Raw genomic sequence first — 16,083 nt, 5'->3', positions numbered from 1 at the left:
CGAAGCCCGTAAAACACAGCCCAGAAAACACAGCCCAGAAAACACAGCCCGGAAACATATGGAGCCCGGAGAACAAACTGAACGACGCCGGACTATCTTCCGGAGCTTCAACCGGGACTAGAGCCCAGGGACTATCCGGGGCACGAAGGAGCACCAATGCCCGAATACTGGTACAACGTCAACACTCACGAGATCGAGGAAGACGCGATGTCCGACTGGAGCCAGCTGATCGGACCGTACAAGACCCGCGAGGAAGCCGAACACGCGCTCGAAAAGGTCAAGGCGCGCAACGAGGCGTGGGACAAGGGCGAGGACGACTAGCCCGTCCCTGCGGGTGCGCGGCAGCCGTGCCCTGCCCTCTCCGCAGCCGCGTCGGGTTGAATCGCCGAGAGCCTCCCACGGCAATCGCCGACCGGACGCCGCGGCTGGCGGACTGATCCTTCTCACCGTCATTCTCACCCCGTGAGGATGAGTGCCGGACAGGTCCGTCCGGCCATACTGGGACAATGCCGACGCGCGATACCCGCACCCGCGGCGTCCGAATCGCCGACCTGGCGAGGCTGGCCGTTGCCTGGGGCGGATCGACTGTAGCCTTGATCGTCACCGGCGCGCTGCTGCCGGGGTTCTCTGCAAACAGTTGGTGGGCCTATGCCGCCGTGGCAGCAGTGGCCGGCATCGTCGGCCTCGTCCTCCGCCCGGCCTTGGTGGAGATCTCCGCCCGGGTGGGCTGGCTGGCGGTGCTGCTTACCGCGCTGGTCGGCCAGGCCCTGATCATGTACGTCGCCATCCGACTGGTTCCCGGCATCGAGTCGACCGCAGGGACCGCCCTGGCGGCAACCTGGATCAGCGCGGCCGTGGGCACGATCATCTCGTGGGCTACTACAGCCGGTACAGATGACGGCCTGATCAGCTCGTTGGCCGGCAGGGCACGCCGGCAGGAAAGCGTGCCCGATCCGGAGGTTGACGGCATCTTGTTCGTCCAACTCGACGGTGTTCCCTTCCCGGTGCTGCAATGGGCGGTCCAGTCCGGGGCGGTGCCCAATATCCGGCGCTGGCTGGCGACGGGGGATTACCAGCTCCGCGAATGGACGCCCCAGCTGCCGTGCACCACGCCGGCCAGCCAGCTGGGCATTCTGCACGGCACCGTGGACGGGATCCCGGCCTTCCGGTGGTACGACCGTGAGCTTAACCGGGTCCTGGTGGCCAACCGCCCGGCAGACGCCCGGGTGATCGAGGAGAGGCACAGCACCGGCAAGGGCCTGCTCTACGACGACGGCGTCTCCATTTCAAACCTGTTCACCGGGGACGCGCCCCGATCGCTATTGACGATGAGCCGGGTAGGGGTCGGGCGCGGCTCCGCCCAGACCCGCCGGGCGTTCGCCTGGTTTTTCACCTCGCCGAGCGGGTTTATGCGCAGCTTCACACGAACGGTCGGGGAGATTCTTAAGGAGCGTTGGCAGGCCCGACGACAGGTCAAGCGGGACCTTGACCCGCGAGTGCATCGGGACTGGACCTTCGCCCTGCTGCGGGCAGTCACTAACAGTCTGTTGCGTGACCTGAACACGGCGTTGGTGGCAGAGGAGTTGCGGAGAGGCACGAGGAGCATCTATGTCGACTACGTCGACTACGACGAGATCGCGCACCACGCAGGCATGTTCAGGCCCGAATCGCTCGCCGCCTTGGATGGCTTGGACCGCACGCTGGGATCGTTGGCTCAGCTCGCCGGGTCCGCTCCCCGCCGCTACCGGCTGATCGTGCTCTCGGACCATGGCCAGTCCCAGGGCACCCCGTTCGCCGACCGGTATGGCCAGACGCTCGGTGACCTGTGTGCAGACCTCATCCATGCCAACGTCCAGAGCGTGGACACTTCGGTCGAAGGGCTGGGGCGCGCGGACTCCATCGCCGGCGACATCTCGGCCCGGGGGATGACCGGGAAGCTCGCCGGCCGTGCCGACGAGGTTCTAACCAAGGCACAGCAGACTTCGGCGCCCGGCGACGCCGCCGAGGAGCCGGTTGTGGTGCTGGGCTCGGGGAATCTGGGCTTGGTTTACGTCCGGGGCGACCGGCGATGGACTCTCGAGGCCCTCGAGAGTCGGTGGCCGGCCCTGGTCCCGGGTCTGGCGGGCCATCCCGGCGTCGGGTTCGTCGCCGGCGTCGATGAAGACGGCCGGGCATGGGCGATCGGTAGCGGCGGGCGCCTCAACCTGGCCAGCGGCGCAGTGCACGGCACCGATCCGCTGGCACCCTTCGGGCCGCACGCGGCGCTGGTGCTCCGACGGGCGTTGAAGCATCCCGAGGCACCGGATCTCTACGTCAACAGCACGATCAGCCCCGTGACCGACGACGTCGCGGCGTTCGAAGGACTCGTCGGATCCCACGGGGGCCTCGGCGGTTGGCAGGACCGGGCCGTGCTGCTCGGCCCGGCCGATCTCATGGCGACGCTGCCGGAGCGGATAGAAGGTGCCGATGAACTCCATCGGTTGCTGGTGGCGATGCTCGAGTCCTGTGGGCAGCGTGCCACGACGGCGTCCCGCGGTTGAGCGACTGGAATTAAGCACCTGGACTGGGTGAGTGGCACATGCCGCATCGCTGAGGACGCCCCGTTGGGGGTGGGCGCAGTTTCGGGTCCTCGGCTCACACGGGCTCCACCCAGGACTCGCCAGGGGCGAGGACCACCGCTGTGCAGTCGGGAGCCTGCTCCGCCACGGCGGCCGCAAACCGGAGCCCGGGCTGTTCGAGCCAGTTCCGGGCAAAGTGTGCGATCAACGGAGGGTGCAGCGTTCCCCAGTGGACCGGCACGGCGAATCTCGCGCCGCTCATAGCGACGGCCCGGGCGGCAGTCTCCGGAGACAGGTGTCCCGCCGAGAGCCTCGGTCCCCACCCCCAGACCGGCAACAGGGCGACGTCGATCGTCCCGCCCGCCATGGCGGACATCGCGGCCATCTCCGGATATAGCCCGGTGTCACCGGCTATCCAGACACTGCCGGACGGCCCTCGAACCAGCTGGCCGTTGGCGTCGTTGGGACGATGCGGCATGGGACGGCTGCGGTGCTCGGCGGGGACCTGGCGAATCTCGACACCGGCGCCCACCGGGGTCCAGCCGTCCCCCAAGGGAGCCGTGTCAGGCAGCCTCCGGCGACGCAACCAGGCGACATTCGCCGGGGCGCTCATCAACGTTGCCCCGCGCAGCATGCGGAGGGAGCCCAACTCGGCGTGGTCGTGGTGCAGGTGCGAGACCAGCACCACGTCCGGGTGGCTCCACGACACCGGGTCCGGCCGCGGTGCCAGGCGTCGTAACAACCCGGCATGAGGGCGGAGCAACGGATCCGTCAGGACCCGAACCCCGTCGAGATCCAGAACCACCGAGGAGTGACCCAGCCAGGTGATTCTCACACGGATCGGCCCCCACCCCGGCGTAGTGCGTTATCAGGCTAGGTCTGGTCGCCTCAGGCCAGAGCCTTTGCCTTAAGGGAGTCAAACTCGGTCTGGTTGATGGCACCGGAATCGAACAGCGCCTTGGCATCTGCGATCTGGGCGGCCGGGGTGGATGTTGTGCCTGCGGCCTGCTTGATGTACTCCTGCTGGGCAGCTTGTTGCTCGGCCATTCGCGCCATCTGCCGCTCCGCCATGCTGCGCCCCCTGGCGATCAGGTAGATGAAGGCGCCGAGCCAGGGCAAGAAGATCATCAAGATCGCCCAGCCGGCCTTGGCCCAGCCGCTGAGCGAGTGGTCGCCGAACATATCAAACAAGCAGCGGAAATACACCGTCAGTGCGGCGATCCAGATGAAGAACCAGAAACTCCACACCAGAATGTCCCAGAAGCTAGTGGTGCCCATCGATACTCCTCCCATCGTGTCCGCCGGAGCCTGACGCAGCTCCTCCGGCACGACTACGGCCGGAACGGCGGAACATCCACTGAGGTCTGATGCAGACCTCAATGGTCAGCCTGCCCGGAGTGGAGACGCGACACATCACCTGCGAAGGATGAGGTGTCGGCTGCAGCCGCCTAGAAGGAGTGTTCGGGGCCGGGGAAGTGGCCGGAGCGCACGTCCTCGCCGTAGGCCTTGGCGGCGTTGGTGAGCGAGGTCCGAAGGTCGGCGTACTGCTTGACGAATTTCGCCATCTTTCCGCCGCGCAGGCCCGCCATGTCCTGCCAGACCAGGACCTGCCCGGTGGTGGCGTTGCCGGCGCCGATGCCGACGGTGGGGACGTCGACGGCGGCGTCGACGGCGGCCGCCGTGGCGGCGGGGACCATTTCCATGAGCACGCAGAACGCGCCGGCGTCGGCCAGCGCGACGGCGTCCTCGATCAGGCGTGCGGCGTCGTCGCCGCGGCCCTGGACCCGGTAGCCGCCGAGGGCGTGCTCGCTCTGCGGGGTGAAGCCGATGTGGGCCATGACCGGGATCCCCGCCTGGACCATGGCGCGGACGGTGTCGGCGTAGAACTTTCCGCCTTCAATCTTGACGGCATGGGCCAGGCCTTCCTTGAGGAACCGCACGCCGGTGGCGACGGCCTGCTGGGCGGAGACCTCGTAGCTGCCGAAGGGCAGGTCCGCGACCACCAGGGCGCGCCGCGCGGAGCGGGCCACGGCCCGGCACAGCGGCAGGAGTTCGTCCACAGTCACGGGCAGGCTGGTCTCGTTGCCGAAGACGTTGTTGGAGGCCGAATCGCCCACCAGCAGGACCTCGATGCCCGCCTGGTCAAAGATCTCCGCGGTGTACTGGTCGTAGGCGGTGAGCATGGCGAAGTGCTCGCCGTTGGCCTTGGCCTGGTGCAGATGGTGGGTGCGGATCCGTGCCACCGGCTTCCGCGAAACCTCCGGTGCCCCGGCAACGCCGGCCGCGGCGCCCGCGGAAGCCGCCGTCGGGCCGCTGCCGTAAGGGGCGGGAAGTTCTGCGGGCGTGCTGGAATCGGAGCTGTTGCTGGTGGCCATGCCACGAGCGTAATGCGATACCGGGCACCACAGCTACCGGGCAACCGGCCGTCGCCGGTGAATCACGTCACACGGGCCGCCGTGGCGACTGCGCACTCCCGCCAGGCGGCGCGAAATTCTCCGACTTTGTGTTAACGGTGTGTTACGCGGAGGGCCGCCTTCAGCAATCGGTGCCAATGCTTAGTAAAGTGAACCGTGAGCAGCCGCGGGGCCCATGAAAGGCGGGCCTGGGGCACGGATGGAAGAACCGGAAAGAGGCCAGTATGGACCGCCAGCAAGAGTTTGTCCTGCGGACGATCGAAGAGCGCGATGTGCGGTTTGTGCGTCTGTGGTTTACCGACGTCGTGGGATCGCTCAAGTCCGTGGCTCTTGCCCCGGCCGAGGTGGAAGGCGCCTTCGAAGAAGGACTCGGCTTTGACGGGTCCTCGATCGAGGGCCTGGCCCGCGTCTTTGAATCGGACATGCTCGCCCAGCCTGATCCGGCCACGTTCCAGATCCTGCCCTGGCGCGGTGAGACGGAGGCGACCTCGCGGATGTTCTGCGACATCCTGACGCCCGACGGCGAGCCCTCCGCCGCGGATCCGCGCAACGTCCTCAAGCGCACCCTCGCCAAGGCCGCGGACATGGGCTTCACCTGCTACACCCACCCCGAAATCGAGTTCTACCTGCTCAAGTCCCAGGAACCGGGCCCCGATGGCTCTCCCGTCCCGGTGGATGAGGGCGGGTACTTCGACCATGTCCCGGGCGGCGTCGCCCAGGACTTCCGCCGGACCGCCGTGACCATGCTCGAATCCGTGGGCATCTCGGTGGAATTCAGCCATCACGAGGCCGGCCCGGGCCAGAACGAGATCGACCTCCGCTACGCGGACGCCCTGCAGACCGCGGACAACATCATGACGTTCCGGACGGTAATCAAGGAAGTCGCGTTGCAGCAGGGCACCTATGCCACCTTCATGCCCAAGCCGTTCACGGCCCACCCGGGCTCTGGCATGCACACGCACTTCTCGCTCTTCGAAGGCGACACGAACGCCTTTTACGAGGCCGGTTCCGAGTTCCAGCTCTCCGAGACCGCGCGCCAGTTCATTGCCGGCATCCTCAAGCACGCGCCCGAATTCACGGCCGTCACCAACCAGTTCGTGAACTCCTACAAGCGGCTGTGGGGCGGGGGTGAGGCGCCGAGCTACCTGAGCTGGGGCCACAACAACCGCTCCGCGCTGGTCCGCGTCCCGTTGTACAAGCCCGGCAAGGGCCAGTCCGCGCGGATCGAATACCGTGGCATCGACTCCGCCGCCAACCCCTACCTGGCCTACGCCGTGCTCCTCGGCGCCGGCCTCAAGGGCATCGAAGAGGGCTACCAGCTCCCCGCCGCGGCGGAGGACGACATCTGGTCGCTGAGCTCGGCCGAGCGCCGCGCCATGGGGCACGATCCGCTGCCGGCGAGCCTGCACGACGCCATCCGGACCATGGAAGACTCCGAACTCATGCCGCAGATCCTCGGCGAGCAGGTCTTCGAGCACTTCCTGCGCAACAAGCGTGCGGAATGGCAGGACTACCGCCTCCAGGTCACGCCCTACGAGCTGCAGCGCAATCTCGGCATTCTGTAGGCGGCCCCGGTGAGCCTGGCACGACGCCTCATAGCCGCCGGCTTCAGTGATCTCGACAAGGGGGAACGGTTCCTGGCAGCCCGGGAACTGGAGGGGCTCGACCAGGACGCCCTCTTTGCCGGGCTGCAGCTGGCGGCTAACCCGGACACGGCCCTGCAGTCCCTGGTCCGGCTGATCGAGAAGCACCCGCAGCTGCGCAAGCTCGCCGTCGCGGATCCGGAAGCCAGCGAACCGCTGTACCGGGTGCTGGGTGCCTCCGAGGCGCTGGGCGAATTTCTCATCCGCCACCCCGAGCACCTTGACGCCTTCGCCGCCCGTGTCAGCCCGGAACCGCTGGCCGCGGACCCGGCAGCCCTCCGGGCCCGGCTGCTGCAGTCAGTGCGGGCGGATCCGAAGTCTGCCCGGCCGGTGGCGGCCCTCAGCGGGCAGGAAGCCTACGCCGCCCTGCGGACGGCATACCGGCGCGGGCTCGTGGAACTCGCCATCAAGGACCTGTGCGCGGCCGATCCCCTCGATTTCATGCCGGCTGCCGGTGCGGAACTGGCGGACCTTGCCGGCGCCGCCCTGGAGGCGGCCCTCGCCGTGTCCCGGGCCGAGGCGGCGGAGAAGTTCGACGCCAAGGAGGTCGCCGACGTCGGGCTTGCCGTGATCGGCATGGGCAAGTGCGGCGCCCGCGAACTGAACTATATTTCCGACGTCGACGTCATCTACGTGATCGATTCCGGCACTTTGGAGGACGTCCGGGCAACCATGATCGGCACGGCCCTCGCCTCGGGTATTTCGCGGGCGATCATGTCCACGAGCCGCGAACCAGGGCTGTGGGAAGTGGACGCGAATCTGCGGCCCGAGGGCAAGTCCGGCCCACTGGTCCGGACCCTGGCCTCGCACGAGAGCTACTATGCGCGCTGGGCCGAGAGCTGGGAATTCCAGGCCCTGCTGAAGGCCCGGACCATCGCCGGCGACGCCGCGCTGGGGGCACGCTATGAGGCCGCCGTGACGCCGTTGATCTGGTCCTCGGCCGGCCGGGAAGGCTTTGTCGAATCCGTCCGTGCCATGCGCCGCCGCGTCACCGAGCACATTCCGGCCGATGAAGAACAGCGGCAGATCAAGCTGGGCCGCGGGGGACTGCGCGACGTCGAATTCACGGTGCAGCTTCTGCAGCTTGTGCACGGCAAGTCCGATGAATCGTTGCGCTGCCGGGACACCACGTCCGCCATCGCCGCGCTGTCCGCCGGCGGGTACATCGGCCGCTCGGACGCCGCGGAATTCGACCGCGACTACCGCTACTTGCGACTCCTCGAGCACCGGATCCAGCTCTTCCAGCTGCGCCGGACACACCTCATGCCGGTCAATGAAGCGTCCCTGCGCTCCCTTGCCAAGGCCGTGTTGGGTCCGTTCTCCACCGAGCGGCCCAAACCGGACGCCCTCGTAGGCGCGTGGCGAAAGACCAAGCGCTCCGTCCGCGAACTCCACGAACGCATCTTCTACCGCCCCCTGCTCAACACGGTTGCGACGCTGAGCAGCGAAGAGGCCCGCCTCACTCCGGAAGCCGCCCAAGGCCGGCTCGCGGCCCTGGGCTACCTCGATCCCCGCGGCGCCATGCGGCACATCGAGGCCCTCACGGCCGGGGTCAGTCGCCGCGCGGCGCTCCAGCGCCAACTGCTGCCGATCCTGCTGGACTGGCTCGCCGACGGCGTGGATCCCGACGGCGGTCTGCTCGCCTTCCGGCGCGTCAGCGAGGCGCTCGGCACGACGCACTGGTACCTGGGCATGCTCCGCGATTCGACGGCGGCGGCAGAGCGGCTCTGCCATGTGCTCGCCAACTCCCGGTTGATCGCGGACCTGCTGGAGGTCTCGCCGGAGTCTGTGGCGTGGCTCGGTACCGACAAAGAGCTTGTCCCGCTTAGCTTCGAATCCCAGTGGCTCGAGATCGCCTCGAAGATGTCCCGGCACGCGGACCCGGAGAGCGCCATGCGGCTGATCCGGCTGATCCGGCGCCGCGAAATCCTCCGCATCGCCATCGCGGACAGTGCCGGACTGCTGGATCAGGACCAGGTGGGCGAAGCCCTCGCCGACACCGACCGGGCAGCCGTCCTGGGGGCGCTGCGCGTGGCGGAGACGATCATCACCGCCGAGGAACCGCTCAAGACGCACGTGCTGGTGGTGGCGATGGGCCGGCAGGGCGGCCGGGAGATCGGCTACGGCTCAGACGCCGACGTCATGTACGTACACCGGGGATTGCCCGGCGTCCCGGAAGAGGAAGCGCAGGCGCAGGCCTCGCAGATCGTGGGCAAGCTCTCAAGCTTGCTGACCCAGCCGCTCAAACCGGCGATCTTGGCCGAACGCGTGCTGTCCGTCGACGCGGACCTGCGCCCGGAGGGCAAGAGCGGGCCCATGGTGCGTTCCCTGGAGTCCTATGCCGAGTACTACCGCCGGTGGTCTCTCGTCTGGGAGGCCCAGGCGTTGCTGCGGGCGCGCCCGATGGCCGGCGACGACGCCCTGGCGGAGGACTTCATCGCCCTGATCGATCCGATCCGCTACCCGGAATCGTTGTCGGACCAGGACGTGCGGGAGGTCCGGCGGGTCAAGGCCAGGGTCGAGGCGGAGCGCCTGCCGCGCGGCGCCGACCCGGCCCGCCACCTGAAGCTGGGCCGCGGCGGCCTGAGCGACGTCGAATGGCTGGCCCAGCTGCTCCAGCTTCGGCACGCCGGCAAACACCCGGAACTGCGGACCACCTCCACCGTGGAGGCCCTCGAAGCGGCCGCGGCCCTGGACCTGATCGACGCCGGCGACGTCGTGATTTTGCTCCGGGCGTGGCGGCTGGCGAGTCGGATCCGTTCGGCCAATGTCATCTGGACCGGCCGGACCTCGGACCTGCTGCCCTCCTCCCGCCGCGACCTCGAAGCCGTGGCACGGTGGTGCGGCTATGGGCAAGGCAACGCCGCGGAACTCGAAGAGGATTACCTGCGGCTGAGCCGGCGTGCACGGTCGGTTTTCGAACGGACCTTCTACGGCCAGTAGCGCCGATCGGCGCGGCCCGCGAGTCACTGACACACTCCGGACTGACAGATGCCGCCGCCCGGTGCTACCTTGGGCGGATGGCCAGGCAACTGTTTGTGAACCTCCCCGTCCGGAATCTCGATACCACTGTTGAGTTCTTCACCGCACTGGGTTTCTCCTTTAACCCGGACTTCACCGATGAGAACGCCACCTGCATGATCGTCAACGACGGCGCGTACGTGATGTTGCTCGTCGAGTCCTACTTCAAGACCTTCACCTCCAAGTCGGTGGCCCCCACGGCGGACGCCGCCGAGGTCATCATGTCCTTTTCCTTGGAGAGCCGTGAGGCCGTGGATGCGGTCATCCGGACGGCGCTGACCTCCGGAGGCAAGGCATCGGAGGAGGCCCAGGACTACGGCTTCATGTACACGCACAGCTTCCAGGACCCGGACGGCCACCTCTGGGAGGTCTTCTGGATGGATCCGGCCGGCCCGCCGAAGGACGCCGCGCTGTAGCTGACTTCAGCCGCAGGCCGCTCGCGGCGGCAGGCGCTGCCGGCATGGGTACGCTGGCTACATGGCTGAACACGTGTGGCTGCTGCCCATCAAGAACCTCGATGACGACGCCCGGGCCGTCAAGCTGGGGGAGATCGCGCTGCTGGAACTCGGCGAAGGCCAGCGGAAGTTTGTTGGCGACCCGTTGCGGATGATGCTGATTGCGCTGGAAGAAGAGTCCCGGTACCCGTTCGCCGTGGACGTCAACGGAACAGCCGTGGGCGTGCTCACGCTCCAGCGGGGCGCCGCGACCCTGGCGGGCTGGCCCGACGACGACTCTGTCTGGCTCCTGCGGGGCTTCCTGATTGGCCAGCAACATCAGGGCCGGGGGCTGGGCACCCTCGCAGCCGAGGCCGCCGTGCGGGAGGCAGCCAAACTGACGGCCGGCCTCGGAACCGGCCAGGCCGGCGTCGTGCTCTCCGTCAACGAAGGGAACCCCGGCGGCCTCGCCGCCTACCGCAAGGCCGGCTTCGAGGACCGCGGCCGCTACGACGGCGGCGACGCCGGCCCGCAACGCATCATGTACCGGGCGTTCTGACCGGAAGCGCACCTTGACCGGTACGCCGGGTGCGTCAGTTGATCTCAAGCGCTGATTTGGGGAGTGGGCACCCCGCACGATGCTACTGCGCCACCTTGGTGCCGGCGGAGGTCCTGGAGGTCGTGGTGTAGCCGGTCTTGGAGCCGGTGACCTTGACGGTGATGGTCCGTCCCAGATCGCCGGAGGGGACCACATAGGTGGCAGCCGTGGCGCCAACGACCGCAGTCCCCGAGTGGTACCACTGGTAGCTCAGGGTAACCGGGGACACGGCCCAAGCGCCGGGCACGGCGGTGAGGGTGGAACCGACCTTCGCGGTACCGGTGATGATCGGTACCGGGCCGTAGGTGATTTTGGCTGCCCGCCAAAAGGCGGTGAGGTACGTTCTCCCCAGGAACTCGTCGCCGGTCCGGGAGAAATGGAACGCGTCACCGTCGTTCACACCCCCGGCCATGGACGGTGCGAACGCGGTGTAAGCGACTCGTGAGGGGGTTCCCTTGTGTGACTTGTCAACGTTGGCTAAACCCGGCTGGGCCGCGATTCCCTCCGGCGCCAGGCCCCCCACCACAAAGGGCAGTTGAGGGGCGGCCAGTTGGGATCGGAAGTACCCTATGAGCTCGTCAAGCTTCGCACTGTATGCCGAGGTCGACATCCACCAGTTGCCTTCGCCTTGGTGCCAGAGGATGCCCTTGAGCTTCACGGTGTAGCCCGCCGCCACGGCCGCCGCGATCCCTTCGCGGGTCTGTGTGACTGCCAGCGCGGGGAGGTCGAATTCCGGGGCGGAGGCGGTGCCCACATTCCAGGTCGGGGTTCCCACGCTGTTGGTAAACGCAGTGGCGCCGCGCGCCGCGGGGATGATGAGAACTCCGACGTTGGCGGGCTGGTTTTTCACGTACCCGCGGGCAAAGGTCGTGGCGGGGGAGATGCCTTTGGCGACGTCGAGCATGTCCAAGGGGATAGTGGCATTCCGGAATGTGCGTAGCTTCGCGCCGTACTGGAATATCCTCGGGTCCGCCGGATCATCTGTGGTGCCGCTGGGGAGGCCGCGGCCGGACATATTTGACTGCCCGACAGCTAAGAACACATCCAGGACGGTGACCTTGGTCGCTGCCTGCGCCGGCGTCACGCCCGCGAGCATAAGGGCAGAAACCGTGAGGCCGACCAGTAGTCCTTGAATCCAGGTTGTAAGTCTTTTCACGGATCTCACTTCCCACGCTAGGCAGGGAGGGCCAGCACCGACAACTAGCCACTGTTCGGCAACAGCGACGCGACCCGGGCCAGCCGGGAAGGCCATTGTGGCCCAAGAACCTTCGGCTTTCCTTGAACCTCCCGGCCATGCGGACTATGGACAGCCGCAGAACTCACGCAACAAAAGGCCGGCCCCAGGTGGTGAACCTGGTGCCGGCCTTTGATGTGTCCAGGGTCTTGAGGACCCCTTGCGGGCTAAACGCTGTCTAGCCCTGTGATCTGGCTAGACGCCGTAGTAGAGCTCGAACTCGTACGGGTTCGGGCGCAGCGAGAGCGGACGGATCTCGTTCTCGTACTTGTACTCGATCCAGGTGTCGATCAGGTCCTGGGTGAAGACGCCGCCGGCCTGGAGGAACTCGTTGTCCTCGGCCAGTGCCTCCAGGGCTTCCTCGAGGGTGCCCGGAGCCTTGGGGATGTCCTTGGCTTCTTCGGCGGGGAGCTCGTAGAGGTCCTTGTCGATCGGAGCCGGGGGTTCGATCCGGTTGCGGATGCCGTCAATGCCGGCCATCAGCTGGGCAGCGAATGCCAGGTACGGGTTGGAGGAGGGGTCCGGAGCGCGGAACTCGATGCGCTTGGCCTTCGGGTTGGAGCCCGTGATCGGGATGCGGATACCGGCGGAGCGGTTGCCCTGCGAGTAGACCATGTTGACCGGGGCCTCGAAGCCCTTGACGAGGCGGCGGTAGGAGTTAACCGTCGGGTTGGTGAAGGCGAGCACTGCGGAGGAGTGCTTCAGCAGGCCACCGATGTACCAGCGGGCCGTGTCGGACAGGCCGGCGTAGCCCTTCTCGTCGTAGAACAGCGGCTCGCCACCGGTCCACAGCGACTGGTGGCAGTGCATGCCCGAGCCGTTGTCACCGAAGACCGGCTTGGGCATGAAGGTCACGGACTTGCCCCAGGCGTCGGCAGTGTTCTTGATGACGTACTTGAACTTCTGCAGGTCATCAGCCGCGTGGGTCAGGGTGGTGAACTTGTAGTTGATTTCAGCCTGGCCGGCGGAACCGACCTCGTGGTGGCTGCGCTCGACCTCAAGGCCGGCCTCATCCAGCGCAACACACATGGCGTCGCGGAGGTCGGCCTGCTTGTCGGTGGGGGAGACGGGGAAGTAGCCGCCCTTGACCGGGGTCTTGTAGCCGAGGTTGCCGCCCTCTTCCTCACGGCCGGTGTTCCAGTGAGCTTCCTCGGAGTCGATCTTGTAGAAGCTGCCCTGCGGGGAGGACTGGTACTGGACGTTGTCGAAGACGAAGAACTCGGCCTCGGGGGCGAAGAAGGCGGTGTCGGCGATGCCGGTGGAGGCGAGGTAGGCTTCGGCCTTCTCGGCCACGCCGCGGGGGTCGCGGTGGTACGGATCGCCAGTGCGGGGGTTCACGATCGAGAAGTTCAGCGCAAGGGTCTTTTCCATGCGGAACGTGTCGAGGAATGCCGTGGTCACGTCCGGGATGAGCTGCATGTCAGACTCGGCGATGCCCTGGAAGCCGCGGATCGAAGACCCGTCGAAGAGCTGGCCATTGACGAAGAAGTCGGCATCAACGCTCTTGGCGGGCACGTTGAAGTGCTGCTGAACGCCAGGAAGATCGGTGAAGCGGATGTCGACGAATTTGATGTCTTCGTCTTTGATGAACTTGAGGACTTCGTCCGCAGTCTTGAACATTATGCTCCTTACGCATATGAAAGATCTGGCCGTCAGGCACATTGGTCCAGGGCAGTCCAACAGCGGGAAGGCAAAAAAGCATCCCCGCTTCTGAACCGCTAGCAACTGTTACCACCCTAAGGACATGGGGTTTCCCCGCAGTGTCCGTATTGTTTCGGGGAGGTTACAGAACGCCCTGACAGGTAAACGCTAGTCGCCGGTCCACAGTGTGACCTATCCAGTTCCACAGTGTGACACAGGGCCGCCCACACTGTGGACGGCCCTGACCCGATAAGCTTGGACGGTGGTAGATCGCAAAGACATCGGTTCATGGCTCAGCGGGCCGGACACATCCGGCATCTCCAAGTACCCGGGGGAACGGCTTGGACTGCCCGAGGCCGGGCCAGGCTCGATCGCCCGCGCGGGCCGCCGCATTTTGGCGATCTGCATCGACTGGGGCATCGCGCTGCTGATCAGCAATTTCGCCTTCGCTGGCGACTCCTGGGCCACGCTGGCCGTGTTTGCCGTCGAACAGATCCTCCTCGTCGGCACCCTCGGCTACAGCATCGGCCACCGGATCGTAAGCATCCACGTGCTGCGCTTGGGCGGCGGCCCGGCGGGCCCGCTCGCGGCCTTGGTGCGCACCCTTCTGCTGTGCCTCGTCATTCCGGCCGTCATCTTCGACCCGGACCAGCGCGGACTGCACGACAAAGCCATGAATACCGTGCTCGTCCGGATGTAGCTCCTGCCCGCGTCCGACGGCGGTCCCAGGCTGTCAGTGCGGGGCGTTCCCTCGTCGTTTGCGACGTATGGCCGGTCGGCCGCCACCTCTTGGCTGCGGTTCTCCACGAATGGCCGTCAAACGTCCCGGGATAGCGGTCATATGCGTCAGATGGGCGCAGCGATGTTGCCAGGGCGCACAGAACCCGAGGTCCCGGGCGGAACTAGACGCCCGCCGTCTCCTGGGCCGGCGTCCGCGCAGCCTCGCCGACCTGCACCCCCAGGTGGCCGCCGCGCCCGGCCCAGCGTTCAAACCAGACCGTCGCGAAGGGGAAGACGGCGGAGACGCCCGCGAGCACGGCAACCTTGAACGGCCAGCGAAGCATCGCCCACAGACTCAACACCGCGATGGCATAGCCGATGAAGAACGCCCCGTGGATCGGACCAGCAACCTCCACGCCCAGTTCCGTCGTCCGCGTCACCCACTTGAGGACCATGCCCGTCAGCAGTGCGGCCCAGCTGAACGCTTCGGCAACCGCCAGCCACCGGAAAACGCGGATCATGGCGGCGGTCGATGGAAGTTTCATGCGGGTCTCCTGGTTCCTGAAGTTCTTGGTGCTGACGGTCGTGGTGCGGGCGTCGTGGCCGGTCGCCGTCGGGCGGTCATGGAAAAGCCCCGGCTGGCGGCCTGAAGGGGGCGCGAACCGGGGCGATCCTGTACAGCCGGCGTGCAGTGCTGCCTATGAGGCTGCGGGCAGGGCCTAGCGTCCGCGGGTCGGGCGGGCCTTGTAAGGATCGATGCCCTTCGGGATGGGGAGGCGGCCGCCGAGCGAGGAAATACGCTTGGACACGGCACTGACCTCAGTCTTTGTCAGTTCGCCCTTGAGCTTGTTCATCTTCTTGGCGAGCTGGCTGAGCGGCACCTGGCCCTCGCCGCGGCCACTTTCGATCACGTGGATTGTGACGTTGGGCAGGATGCGTGAGAGCCGCTTGCGTTCGGCGTCGACCAGCGGCTTGACCCGGTTGCTGGGACCTTCGCTGACAAGCACGACGCCGGGACGGCCGATGGCGCGGAAGACGGCGTCCTGCGTGCGGGGGTTGACAGCAACGGGCTGATCCTCGGTGATCCAGCCGCGCTTGAGCGTGCCCAGCGCGGCACCTGAGGCGCCCGGCTGGCCCTCGATCTGCGCGAACGCGGCGCGCTCGGCGCGGCGGGACAGGATCAAGGTTGCGGCAATGGCGCCCAGCGCGATGCCGATGATCAGGCCGGTGATCCAGTTATCGAGCAGGAAGCCGACCAGGAGGCTGGCGGCGACAACGCCCAGGAACGCCAGCAGCATGAGCCACGGAACCATGGGATCGTGGCGGCGCGTCATCTGGAAGACCTCGCCGATCTGCTTCAGCCGGCTCGGCTTCTTGGCCTTTGCTTCCTTGGGCTTGCGGGAGAAAAGACCGCGCTTCGGAGCATCGGAAGCCGGGCTGGAGCTGCTGGAGTCAGGGGAATTCGCCATAGTGCCTTAATTCTACGTGATTCATGGCTAAGGGCCGGACGCCGGAATCATCCGGTGCCGGCCCCTAAGTGGAAGGGTTCTGGAACAGGATTCAGGAATGCGCCGCGAGCAACGAGCTGGCTTCCTGGCGGGTGCTGCCGGAGCTTTCGATGTGGGCGAGTTGGGCCGGGATTTCCCAGCCTTTCTTGCGCATCGCGGTGGCCCAGAGCCGGCCGGCGCGGTACGAGGAGCGCACCAGGGGTCCGGACATGACGCCCAGGAAGCCGATCTCGTCCGCTTCCTGCTGCAGGTCCACGAATTCCTGCGGCTTGACCCAGCGGTCCACCGGCAGGTGCCGTTCGGACGGGCGCA

Annotated in this window: 14 protein-coding genes and 1 pseudogene; 7 read left to right on the top strand and 8 right to left on the bottom strand. The window is 66.9% G+C overall.

Annotation, left to right across the window (positions count from 1 at the left end):
• Window positions 1-156: 156 nt before the first annotated feature.
• Both C9424_RS14430 and C9424_RS14425 read left to right on the top strand, forming a co-directional pair.
• On the top strand, window positions 157-321 hold the full coding sequence (locus C9424_RS14430) for an SPOR domain-containing protein (protein WP_116767494.1): 165 nt from the start codon (window positions 157-159) through the stop codon (window positions 319-321).
• A gap of 185 nt (window positions 322-506) precedes the next feature.
• Entirely contained in the window at window positions 507-2,540 is a 2,034-nt protein-coding gene (locus tag C9424_RS14425; RefSeq protein WP_116767493.1) for a phage holin family protein, read from the top strand.
• Between the two features lie 94 nt (window positions 2,541-2,634).
• On the opposite strand, the gene C9424_RS14420 is transcribed toward C9424_RS14425, so the two are convergent.
• From C9424_RS14420 to panB, 3 genes are all read right to left on the bottom strand, one after another.
• Window positions 2,635-3,393 carry an MBL fold metallo-hydrolase gene (locus C9424_RS14420; protein ID WP_116767492.1) on the bottom strand — a complete coding sequence of 253 codons (759 nt, stop codon included), beginning with the start codon at window positions 3,391-3,393 and terminating at the stop codon, window positions 2,635-2,637.
• 53 nt (window positions 3,394-3,446) lie between these two features.
• A complete protein-coding gene (locus C9424_RS14415; protein ID WP_116767491.1) occupies window positions 3,447-3,836 on the bottom strand; it encodes an SHOCT domain-containing protein in 390 nt (129 codons plus the stop codon).
• Between the two features lie 170 nt (window positions 3,837-4,006).
• Window positions 4,007-4,933: a 3-methyl-2-oxobutanoate hydroxymethyltransferase gene (panB, locus tag C9424_RS14410; RefSeq protein WP_116767490.1), complete on the bottom strand. Its 927-nt coding sequence runs from the start codon at window positions 4,931-4,933 to the stop codon at window positions 4,007-4,009.
• Window positions 4,934-5,196: 263 nt separating this feature from the next.
• On the opposite strand from panB, the gene glnA (C9424_RS14405) reads away from it, so the two are divergent.
• The 4 genes from glnA (C9424_RS14405) to C9424_RS14390 all read left to right on the top strand — a co-directional run bounded on the left by glnA (C9424_RS14405) (window position 5,197) and on the right by C9424_RS14390 (window position 10,629).
• Window positions 5,197-6,537 carry a type I glutamate--ammonia ligase gene (gene glnA / locus C9424_RS14405; RefSeq protein WP_018772372.1) on the top strand — a complete coding sequence of 447 codons (1,341 nt, stop codon included), beginning with the start codon at window positions 5,197-5,199 and terminating at the stop codon, window positions 6,535-6,537.
• Window positions 6,538-6,546: 9 nt separating this feature from the next.
• Complete coding sequence (locus C9424_RS14400; RefSeq protein ID WP_116767489.1) at window positions 6,547-9,558, top strand: bifunctional [glutamine synthetase] adenylyltransferase/[glutamine synthetase]-adenylyl-L-tyrosine phosphorylase; 3,012 nt, start codon at window positions 6,547-6,549, stop codon at window positions 9,556-9,558.
• A gap of 77 nt (window positions 9,559-9,635) precedes the next feature.
• Window positions 9,636-10,052, top strand: coding sequence for a VOC family protein (locus C9424_RS14395; RefSeq protein ID WP_116767488.1), 417 nt, complete (start codon window positions 9,636-9,638; stop codon window positions 10,050-10,052).
• A 61-nt stretch (window positions 10,053-10,113) separates the two neighbouring features.
• Window positions 10,114-10,629 (top strand): GNAT family N-acetyltransferase, encoded by a 516-nt coding sequence (locus tag C9424_RS14390; protein WP_116767487.1) that lies wholly within the window; start codon window positions 10,114-10,116, stop codon window positions 10,627-10,629.
• A gap of 82 nt (window positions 10,630-10,711) precedes the next feature.
• Here the strand turns inward: C9424_RS14390 and C9424_RS14385 are convergent, their stop codons facing one another.
• Entirely contained in the window at window positions 10,712-11,824 is a 1,113-nt protein-coding gene (locus C9424_RS14385; protein WP_161958235.1) for a sialate O-acetylesterase, read from the bottom strand.
• Window positions 11,825-12,097: 273 nt separating this feature from the next.
• Window positions 12,098-13,522, bottom strand: a complete 1,425-nt coding sequence (gene glnA, locus C9424_RS14380; protein WP_091255168.1) for a type I glutamate--ammonia ligase — start codon at window positions 13,520-13,522, stop codon at window positions 12,098-12,100.
• Between the two features lie 283 nt (window positions 13,523-13,805).
• On the opposite strand from glnA (C9424_RS14380), the gene C9424_RS14375 reads away from it, so the two are divergent.
• Window positions 13,806-14,243 carry an RDD family protein gene (locus tag C9424_RS14375; protein ID WP_091255170.1) on the top strand — a complete coding sequence of 146 codons (438 nt, stop codon included), beginning with the start codon at window positions 13,806-13,808 and terminating at the stop codon, window positions 14,241-14,243.
• Window positions 14,244-14,445: 202 nt separating this feature from the next.
• Here the strand turns inward: C9424_RS14375 and C9424_RS14370 are convergent, their stop codons facing one another.
• The 3 genes and pseudogenes from C9424_RS14370 to C9424_RS14355 all read right to left on the bottom strand — a co-directional run.
• Window positions 14,446-14,808, bottom strand: coding sequence for a DUF3817 domain-containing protein (locus C9424_RS14370; protein ID WP_116767485.1), 363 nt, complete (start codon window positions 14,806-14,808; stop codon window positions 14,446-14,448).
• Window positions 14,809-14,982: 174 nt separating this feature from the next.
• The gene (locus C9424_RS14360; protein ID WP_091255175.1) at window positions 14,983-15,732 is read right to left on the bottom strand and encodes a DUF4191 domain-containing protein; all 750 of its coding nucleotides are present in this window, start codon (window positions 15,730-15,732) and stop codon (window positions 14,983-14,985) included.
• Between the two features lie 91 nt (window positions 15,733-15,823).
• A pseudogene (locus C9424_RS14355) lies at window positions 15,824-16,083 on the bottom strand (lipoyl synthase); the annotation flags it as partial.

The sequence above is a fragment of the Arthrobacter sp. H-02-3 genome, assembly GCF_003097355.1.
GTDB classification, from domain to species: Bacteria; Actinomycetota; Actinomycetes; order Actinomycetales; family Micrococcaceae; genus Arthrobacter; species Arthrobacter humicola.
Note: the sequence above shows the minus strand (reverse complement) of the source record. Positions and strands in the feature narration are given on the sequence as shown.

Excerpts from the sequence above, each read along its gene's own strand:
- C9424_RS14370 (WP_116767485.1), bottom strand. The coding sequence starts at position 14,808 with ATGAAACTTCCATCGACCGCCGCCATGATCCGCGTTTTCCGGTGGCTG.
- glnA (WP_091255168.1), bottom strand. The coding sequence starts at position 13,522 with ATGTTCAAGACTGCGGACGAAGTCCTCAAGTTCATCAAAGACGAAGAC.
- C9424_RS14425 (WP_116767493.1), top strand. The coding sequence starts at position 507 with ATGCCGACGCGCGATACCCGCACCCGCGGCGTCCGAATCGCCGACCTG.
- C9424_RS14415 (WP_116767491.1), bottom strand. The coding sequence starts at position 3,836 with ATGGGCACCACTAGCTTCTGGGACATTCTGGTGTGGAGTTTCTGGTTC.
- glnA (WP_018772372.1), top strand. The coding sequence starts at position 5,197 with ATGGACCGCCAGCAAGAGTTTGTCCTGCGGACGATCGAAGAGCGCGAT.
- C9424_RS14430 (WP_116767494.1), top strand. The coding sequence starts at position 157 with ATGCCCGAATACTGGTACAACGTCAACACTCACGAGATCGAGGAAGAC.
- C9424_RS14395 (WP_116767488.1), top strand. The coding sequence starts at position 9,636 with ATGGCCAGGCAACTGTTTGTGAACCTCCCCGTCCGGAATCTCGATACC.
- C9424_RS14390 (WP_116767487.1), top strand. The coding sequence starts at position 10,114 with ATGGCTGAACACGTGTGGCTGCTGCCCATCAAGAACCTCGATGACGAC.
- C9424_RS14360 (WP_091255175.1), bottom strand. The coding sequence starts at position 15,732 with ATGGCGAATTCCCCTGACTCCAGCAGCTCCAGCCCGGCTTCCGATGCT.
- panB (WP_116767490.1), bottom strand. The coding sequence starts at position 4,933 with ATGGCCACCAGCAACAGCTCCGATTCCAGCACGCCCGCAGAACTTCCC.